At 42.8% G+C, this 8201-nt stretch carries 9 protein-coding genes; 6 read left to right on the top strand and 3 right to left on the bottom strand.

Translation table 11 applies throughout. The features are described from left to right. Positions 1 to 1171: 1171 nt before the first annotated feature. Complete coding sequence (locus AB6E08_RS21965; RefSeq protein ID WP_009846503.1) at positions 1172 to 1795, bottom strand: hypothetical protein; 624 nt, start codon at positions 1793 to 1795, stop codon at positions 1172 to 1174. Between the two features lie 493 nt (positions 1796 to 2288). Between AB6E08_RS21965 and thrS the strand changes: the two genes are divergently transcribed. From thrS to AB6E08_RS21935, 6 genes are all read left to right on the top strand, one after another. Beyond that, entirely contained in the window at positions 2289 to 4217 is a 1929-nt protein-coding gene (gene thrS, locus AB6E08_RS21960; RefSeq protein ID WP_029223062.1) for a threonine--tRNA ligase, read from the top strand. A 2-nt stretch (positions 4218 to 4219) separates the two neighbouring features. Next, positions 4220 to 4771: a translation initiation factor IF-3 gene (gene infC, locus AB6E08_RS21955; protein ID WP_077680304.1), complete on the top strand. Its 552-nt coding sequence runs from the start codon at positions 4220 to 4222 to the stop codon at positions 4769 to 4771. Between the two features lie 104 nt (positions 4772 to 4875). Next, entirely contained in the window at positions 4876 to 5070 is a 195-nt protein-coding gene (gene rpmI / locus AB6E08_RS21950; protein WP_004738430.1) for a 50S ribosomal protein L35, read from the top strand. A 42-nt stretch (positions 5071 to 5112) separates the two neighbouring features. Beyond that, entirely contained in the window at positions 5113 to 5466 is a 354-nt protein-coding gene (gene rplT / locus AB6E08_RS21945) for a 50S ribosomal protein L20 (RefSeq protein WP_004733517.1), read from the top strand. A gap of 167 nt (positions 5467 to 5633) precedes the next feature. Further along, a complete protein-coding gene (yqfB, locus tag AB6E08_RS21940; RefSeq protein WP_102249882.1) occupies positions 5634 to 5951 on the top strand; it encodes a N(4)-acetylcytidine aminohydrolase in 318 nt (105 codons plus the stop codon). A 40-nt stretch (positions 5952 to 5991) separates the two neighbouring features. Continuing rightward, positions 5992 to 6426 (top strand): hypothetical protein, encoded by a 435-nt coding sequence (locus tag AB6E08_RS21935; protein ID WP_372067166.1) that lies wholly within the window; start codon positions 5992 to 5994, stop codon positions 6424 to 6426. Between the two features lie 120 nt (positions 6427 to 6546). Here the strand turns inward: AB6E08_RS21935 and AB6E08_RS21930 are convergent, their stop codons facing one another. Both AB6E08_RS21930 and AB6E08_RS21925 read right to left on the bottom strand, forming a co-directional pair. Further along, the gene (locus AB6E08_RS21930) at positions 6547 to 7785 is read right to left on the bottom strand and encodes a leucine-rich repeat-containing protein kinase family protein (RefSeq protein WP_372067169.1); all 1239 of its coding nucleotides are present in this window, start codon (positions 7783 to 7785) and stop codon (positions 6547 to 6549) included. Positions 7786 to 7899: 114 nt separating this feature from the next. Beyond that, on the bottom strand, positions 7900 to 8201 hold a 302-nt coding region (locus AB6E08_RS21925; RefSeq protein ID WP_372160272.1), incomplete at its 5' end, for an AAA family ATPase.

The raw sequence follows: 8201 nt of genomic DNA, 5'->3' as shown, positions 1-8201 counted from the left end.
AGAGAAGCTGCTTAGTAAACAAGCGAATGATGACAACTACCTTGAAAAACGCCGACTTTGAGCAGCGAAATTTTGCTTTGCCCACTATTCCATCACTCATAATTCAAAATATCTCCTGTATACTTAACACTATATTAAGGTGTGAGTCATGTTTGCCAAGACACTTAACCAGAACACCATAAACACTGGACTACACCCAAACCAAAAATACCGAGCGTGGGGAATAACTCTTAGTCGTTTGTCAGCAGCTCCGATTAGCACGACATTCAAGGTACGCATACCGATTTAACTCAGATATAAAGAATCTTGAAAGAGTATCTACCGATGACGCCTTTAACAGGATCGGTACAGCGAAATATTTATATACAAACGAAATTGGTAGCACCACCAACGCGTACATTGTAACTATTAATATGATGCTAAAAAAAGCGAAGCTTTGTACCTTGTCCCAAGTAACATTCTGCAATAATTCATATAACACTGTATCACTCTCCGATTTGGAAACGGTGATAAGAGCAATAAGACTAATTAGGTAAATAACCAAGCTCAGAATCCTATTCTTCGAGTCTGGGGAGTAGATAAACTGGAAAAACCGACTCCATTCTGATTGAGTTGATAAACCATGCTTACTTGCATCAGTCTCTCTCACTTCCTTTAGGTTCTTCATTGCTTCAAGAAGTGACTTACCAATGTGAGATACAAGCGATTGTAGATAAACAGCTTTGTGAAAGTCGATATTATCACTATCAAGAAGAGTGTAGCTGGACAAATGTCGAATGAGATTTTTGTCATAATGTCGCCGTGCAATTCCACCAAGAAAGCCTGCAATTAGCATTGGAAGAATTGATATGTTTACGTAGTCCAAAACAAGCTGTAAATAACCAGCAAGAGCAAACAGAATAATAGAAATAGACAGGTACCCTAAACCTTCCATTCCAAAATATCGCATACTGACAGTATTGGAGTAGTACGTTCTCGCTAAATATTTAAGCTCTTCCAACTTAACTTGTCTCCTGAAGTCTAAAAGGACTGCTAAAGCAGCGTTAAGTGGTGAGTAACGCAAACCACCTTACCTAAAGCTATTGTGCTGTAAATTTAAGCTGAAGCAAACCAAAAATGCCGAGTGTTGGGAATCGGTTTTAAGCGCTTGTGAAGTCCCATTACTACAATGCTAAATAGTTGGCACTGACGGTAATGATTCAAAGCGCATTGCTCCAACTGCCCATTTGTTACCCGAAATTGCATATTGATGTAAGTTTTCCGGTGAAGAAAGTATAAAGCCAGAGAGTTTCTTCTTTGCTGCTTTCGATGAATACCTTTTTTGGCACATATCAACAAAACCGCTGATACGCTCGGCTATGTCACCTGGAAACCTAAACTCTACATTTTCGTCGTAACGAATTTGGGCTCTATATTGCAGACTCTTTGGCAATGTCCCTTTTCGCTTCCAAGCAATCATTGGCATTGGTACTCTTGGTATTTTCGAGCTTTTTGGTAGATAAGAAACATTTGGATCCAGTAACACATCGTTGACTTCAACCCAATAATGACTTGGTTGATCACGATTTGAACCAGCAAAGCCCTCTAAGGAAGCTTGACGTCCATCGATTGACATTGTGAATGCGCCGACATTACCCCCGACAATAATGGAACTAACACCTTCTTTCTGCAGTATCGAATATATTGCACAAGCCGTATAAAGACACCGAGAGTCATAATCTGTTGGAAATGTTTTTTTCAAACACCAATCTATTGTTGCGAACAAATTGTTAACTTTAACTCGACCAAGCATCATTACATTCACCTTTACTATTTGATGGTTCGATAAACTCACTCTGGTACTTAATGCTTCTTATACGGCAATGCTTCGTATTTTGAGGCTGAATGATGCCTAATTTATATATTCGATTCAACAATGAATCAATGGGTTAGTGATGTATTAGAGGTGTTAGATTGCTTTGTGGCGAGTAACCTTGATCTGTAGCCATGATAGGTCTTAGTATTGTGAGAGGGTAAGAAGAGGGGGCATCGCATTAAAACAGCAGAATAATCGTATTCGGTCAGTGAAGGTGAGATGTTTCCTTAACCTCTTGTTCAGTACATTATTGTCATTTCATGTTAATTCGTTACAATACCTTTGGAATAAATGAGGGTGCATCTGTATTTGTACCTGAATTTGTACCAATTCTTACATATATCCCCATCAAGTTATCTAACTTGTTGAATTAAATATATTAAATAATTTTCATGTGTTGCTTGGTGTGCAACACCACTGTAAAGGACAAATAATGCCAATTATTACTCTTCCTGACGGTAGTCAGCGTCAATTTGACAACCCTGTATCAACTCTAGATGTTGCCCTATCAATCGGTCCTGGTCTTGCGAAAGCAACCATTGCTGGTCGTGTAGATGGCGAGCGTGTTGATGCTTGTGATCTTATCGAAAACGATGCAAGCCTAGAAATCATCACAGCTAAAGATGAAGTTGATGGCCTTGAGATCGTTCGTCACTCTTGTGCTCACCTTTTAGGTCACGCGATTAAGCAGCTTTTTCCAGAAGCGAAAATGGCGATCGGTCCTACCATTGATAACGGTTTCTACTACGATATCGACCTTGAGCACTCTCTAACGCAAGAAGATCTAGAAAAGATTGAAAAGCGTATGAAAGAGCTAGCGAAGACCAAGTATCAGGTTGTTAAGAAGAAAGTTAGCTGGCAGGAAGCGCGTGACGCATTCGAAGCTCGCGGCGAGACTTACAAAATCGAAATCCTGGATGAGAACGTTTCTAAAGACGATCGTCCAGGCCTGTACCATCATGAAGAATACATCGATATGTGTCGTGGTCCACACGTTCCACATATGGGCTTCTGCCAACACTTCACGCTACTTAACGTAGCGGGTGCTTACTGGCGTGGTAACAGTGACAACAAGATGCTTCAACGTATCTACGGCACTGCATTCCACGACAAAAAAGCGCTTAAGGCTCACCTAGTGCGCCTAGAAGAAGCGGCTAAGCGTGATCACCGTAAAATCGGTAAGCACTTAGATCTATTCCACATGCAGCAAGAAGCACCAGGCATGGTGTTCTGGCATCATAACGGTTGGACTATCTTCCGTGAGCTAGAAGTATTTATTCGTCAGAAGCTGACTGAGTACGATTACCAAGAAGTAAAAGGCCCATTAATGATGGACCGTGTTCTTTGGGAGCGCTCTGGTCACTGGGATAAGTACGCTGAAGCGATGTTCACGACTTCTTCAGAGAACCGTGAATACGCGATCAAGCCAATGAACTGCCCTGGTCACGTTCAAATCTTTAACCAAGGTTTGAAATCTTACCGTGATCTACCGTTACGTATGGCTGAGTTTGGCTCATGTCACCGTAACGAGCCGTCTGGCGCACTTCACGGCATTATGCGTGTTCGTGGCTTCACTCAAGATGATGCTCACGTATTCTGTACTGAAGACCAAGTTCAGCAAGAAGTTAAAGCTTGTATTGAAATGGTTTACGATACTTACACAACTTTCGGTTTCGAAAACATTGTTGTTAAGCTATCTACTCGTCCAGAACAGCGCGTAGGTTCAGACGAAATGTGGGACCGTGCAGAGGCCGATCTTAAGCAAGCGCTTGAGGCGATGGAGATTGCATACGAGATTCAAGAAGGCGAGGGTGCGTTCTACGGACCTAAGATTGAATTTACTTTGCATGATTGTTTGGACCGCGCATGGCAATGTGGTACAGTGCAGCTCGATTTTGCATTACCAGAACGTTTAGGTGCAACTTACGTAGGTGAAGATAACGAGCGTCACACGCCAGTTATGATCCACCGCGCGATTTTAGGTTCACTAGAACGCTTCATCGGTATTCTTATTGAAGAATACGCAGGCTTCTTCCCAACGTGGTTGGCGCCAGAACAAGCAATTGTTATGGGCATTACAGACAAACAGTCTGAATATGTACAAGAAATTGCGAAAAAACTGCAAAAAAGTGGATTTAGAGTCAAAGCAGACTTGAGAAATGAGAAGATTGGCTTTAAAATCCGCGAACATACTTTGAAACGTGTACCGTTCATGCTTGTGTGTGGTGACCAAGAAATGGAAGCCGGCGAAATTGCAGTACGTACACGTAAAGGTAAGGACCTTGGCAAATTTAAAGTGGATGACTTTATTTCATACATCCAAGCCGAGGTTTCAAGCCGTAAGCTCAATCTGGAGGAATAGCTATTAAAGGCGGAAGACGTGGCCAACAACCGGCCAAACAAAACCAGCACCGTTTAAACGGTGACATTCGTGGCGTTCGTGAAGTGCGTCTAACTGGCGCAGACGGCGAAGCTGTTGGTGTAGTAACAATCGCTGAAGCGATGGAAGCTGCAAATGAAGCTGGTATGGATCTTGTAGAGATCAGCCCTAACGCCGAGCCGCCAGTTTGTCGTGTGATGGACTACGGTAAGTTCCTCTTCGAGAAGAGCAAAGCTGCGAAAGAGCAGAAGAAAAAGCAAAAGCAGGTTCAGATCAAGGAAATTAAATTCCGACCTGGAACTGATATTGGAGACTATCAGGTAAAACTACGCAACCTGACTGGTTTCCTTGAAGACGGCAACAAAGTGAAGGTAACAATTCGCTTCCGTGGCCGCGAAATGGCTCACCAAGAAATCGGTGTTGACGTTCTTAATCGTTTGAAAGTAGATACTGAAGAATTTGCAGTTGTCGAATCTTTCCCAACGAGAATTGAAGGTCGCCAGATGATCATGGTGTTGGCCCCTAAAAAGAAGTAATTAACGGCTTTGCAAGTAATTAAACCCTGCAGCCTCAGGTTGCGGGGTTTTATTCGCCCTAATTACTATGTTATTAACAACTCAACAATGCGGAGTTATTCATCATGCCTAAGATGAAAACCAACAAAGGTGCTGCTAAGCGTTTCCAGAAAACTGCTGGTGGTATTAAGTTTAAGCACGCTGGTAAACGTCACATCCTGACTAAGCGTACTACTAAGAACAAGCGTCAGCTACGTCCGAACTCGATCCTTCCTAAATGTGAAGTTGCTCAAGTTCTACGTATGATGCCATACGCTTAATTCTTTTTAGTTTATAAATTCGTTTAGTTTAGGAGAAGCATAATGCCTCGCGTAAAACGTGGTGTACAAGCTCGTGCACGTCATAAGAAAGTTCTAAAACAAGCTAAAGGTTACTACGGAGCACGTTCACGTGTTTACCGCGTAGCTTTCCAAGCAGTTACCAAAGCTGGTCAATACGCTTACCGTGACCGTCGCAACAAGAAACGTCAATTCCGTCAACTTTGGATTGCACGTATCAACGCGGCATCTCGTCAAAATGGTCTATCTTACAGCCGTTTCATCAATGGCCTTAAGAAAGCATCTATCGAGATCGACCGTAAGATTCTTGCTGACATCGCAGTATTCGACAAAGCAGCATTTGCTGTTCTAGTTGAAAAAGCGAAAGCATCTCTATAATTTAGAGTTAGCTTAAAGGTTTAATAAAAGGAGAACTTCGGTTCTCCTTTTTTATTGCCTGCTATTTGGCTTTGCCGCATTCTCTCGCATCTAATTTTTATTCGCTTGAACAAGCATTCTGGTATATAAACATCTACCTAACCTCTAATGTTAAGCGACCGAGATAAATGACCGCACCGACTACTATGACGTTCTTCGAACGTTTTGAAACTGACATCCTTTCTGGCAAGAAGACGATTACTATTCGCGATGAATCTGAGCGCGATTACCAGCCGGGCAGTGTTGTAGAAGTATCAACGCTAGAGCAGGGACGTGTATTCTGTAATCTTAAGATCATTAGCGTAGAACCAATCTTGTTTGATGACTTAGGTGAATTCCATGCTCAGCAAGAGAACATGACGCTAGATGTCCTCAAGGATGTGATTCAAGATATCTACCCAGGGATCTCTGAACTGTATGTTGTCTCTTATGAGTTGGTAGCTTAAGCCTGATTGGATTAGATTGACTAGCTAGGGGTGGCGATTGATGAGTAATAACCAGCAGACACTGCTTCAGCTTTATTGTCGTGAACAGCAAGAGCAAACGTTACTGTCTAAGAATGACCTTGATAGTGAACTGAGCGAGAGTGCCGATTATTTAAAGTGGTGCGAGAGCAAAAGAAACTTTGTTGAAGAAGATGTCTTGGGGCGGACTTGGGTAAAAAGTTGCCCAGCAGGGTACATTACCGAGGTTCACTTTCATTCTGATGGTAGTCTAACGGAATATCGTTTGTTTGACCGATTTGAAACAACAGGGCAGTGGCAACTAAAAGATGGGTTGTTACACGTCGAGATTTTGAAGGGCGAGAATCGCTACCAGTTTACTGTTGTGGCTCGTGCTGATCTCAATATTCACTCTGCGGTGGAATATAAAAATGGTGAGCTGCATTCGTATCTGAAATTGGTGCAGGCTGAGCGTTAATCCCTTTTAGCCGACCTTGCTTGTCCATTAGAATAAGTGATATTCCAAGAATAAAAAAGCCAACAGTGATGTTGGCTTTGTTGTTTTCAATTCGACCGATTACTTCCAATCAACACGCCATTAAGCTTCGAAGTTCGCCAGTTGAGTATAAAGCTCGCTGTCTTGATCTTGCTTTGCACAAACCGTCAGTAGGTCTTCAATAAAGTACTTCAATGCACGCGCTTCAATTCGACGAATGCCTTGTTGCTGCTCTTCAGTCAGATAACCGTAGATAGTTGCTGCTCCGAAGTCACCAAAGATCATCTGACCTTGCTCGTTAACCAAAGTGTTGTGTGCGTATAGATCACCATGACAAACTTTGTTGGCATGAAGGTGTTCAAACACATCAATCATCTGCTCTGTAATACTATTGATCTTAGCAATTGAAAGCTCGAAGCCTTCGTTGAAGGTATCGCGAGTGCAGCTTTCAAGAGTAGGGGGCAAACCTAGGTTGTAGTAGTTGCTCGGGATAAGCTCCATCACCAATGCTAGGTAGTTCTCTTCATCAACTTGTGCGATAGACTTCACTAGGTTGCTATGTTGGCCTGCTTGAAGACATGCTTCAAGTTCATCATGTGGGTAACCGTCACTGGTCACTTCGCCTTTGAATACTTTAACCGCCACTTCTTGTGGGAAATCAAAGTCACCGTTTAACCAGTTAGCATGAGAAATTACACCAGACGCACCTTGGCCCAGCACTTGATTGAGTGAGTAGCATTGCGAGCTTACGGCAGGCACGCTATCTAAGCTACTTGGATGTTTGCAAAATGGGTTACCCGCAAACGCTAACCAAGCCAGTTTTGGTAGCTTGATAAGGAACTCTGGGAATTCAGTCAGTTGGTTTGCAGACAGACGAACCAGTTCAAGGTTTGATAGGTTTTCCATGCTTTCTGGCAAAACGCGAATCTTGTTGCCTGCTAATGCCAGTTTCTGTAGTCGTGGTCTTTCACCTAGCGAGCTAGGCAGAACCTCGATCTCATTGTCGGTCAGGATTAACCAACGTAGTTGAATCGGTAGAGACTGCTCGCTAACGGTTTTGATTTGGTTGGTTTTGAAGCCAACCATTTCAAGCTTAGGAAGTAACCCCAAAACATCAGGCAGGTGCGTGAACAGGTTATTCGACGCGAAGATAATACGCAGGTTAGTCAGCTGTGATAACTCTTCTGGTAGATCTGATAGCTGATTGCCTGAAAGGTCTAGGATCTCAAGAGAATCAGCGAGCTCTAAGATCTCTAGTGGAAATTCGGTGAGACCTTCTGACAGTTGTAAGCGCTTAATACCGTTTAGTTGCCCTGATTTTAATTGTTCTAGAGTATGCAAACCTTAGCCTTATGAATAGATGTTCGAGGCGCGTAGTTTACTTGTCTCAATCAAGAAAGGCGAGCACCGGAGCGATGCTCGCTTAACTAAGCTAAGTGAACGAATTTACGAAGGTTAAAGTCGTATATGATTTTGGCTGACGCCGACCTCCTCAACAAAGTCGCTGTCATGACTCACCAAGATAAATGCGCCTTGGTATTCACGCAAAGCGGATGCCAATATTTGTTTTGAGTCGATGTCTAGGTGGTTGTCTGGCTCATCGAGTAATAGAAGCGGGGAGTCTTGCTTGTGGCTAACGATCAACATCGCCAGTTTCATTTTTTCACCACCACTTAAATGTGCCACTTTTCGGTATACAGAGTCTCGGCGTTTTTCAAGGTAGTTGTCATCATTCGCTTGTTTACTAAGCAGCTTCT

This window comes from Vibrio sp. 10N.247.310.24 (assembly GCF_041467175.1).
Taxonomy (GTDB): Bacteria; Pseudomonadota; Gammaproteobacteria; order Enterobacterales; family Vibrionaceae; genus Vibrio; species Vibrio tasmaniensis_A.
This window is presented reverse-complemented; position numbering and strand designations above follow the sequence as displayed.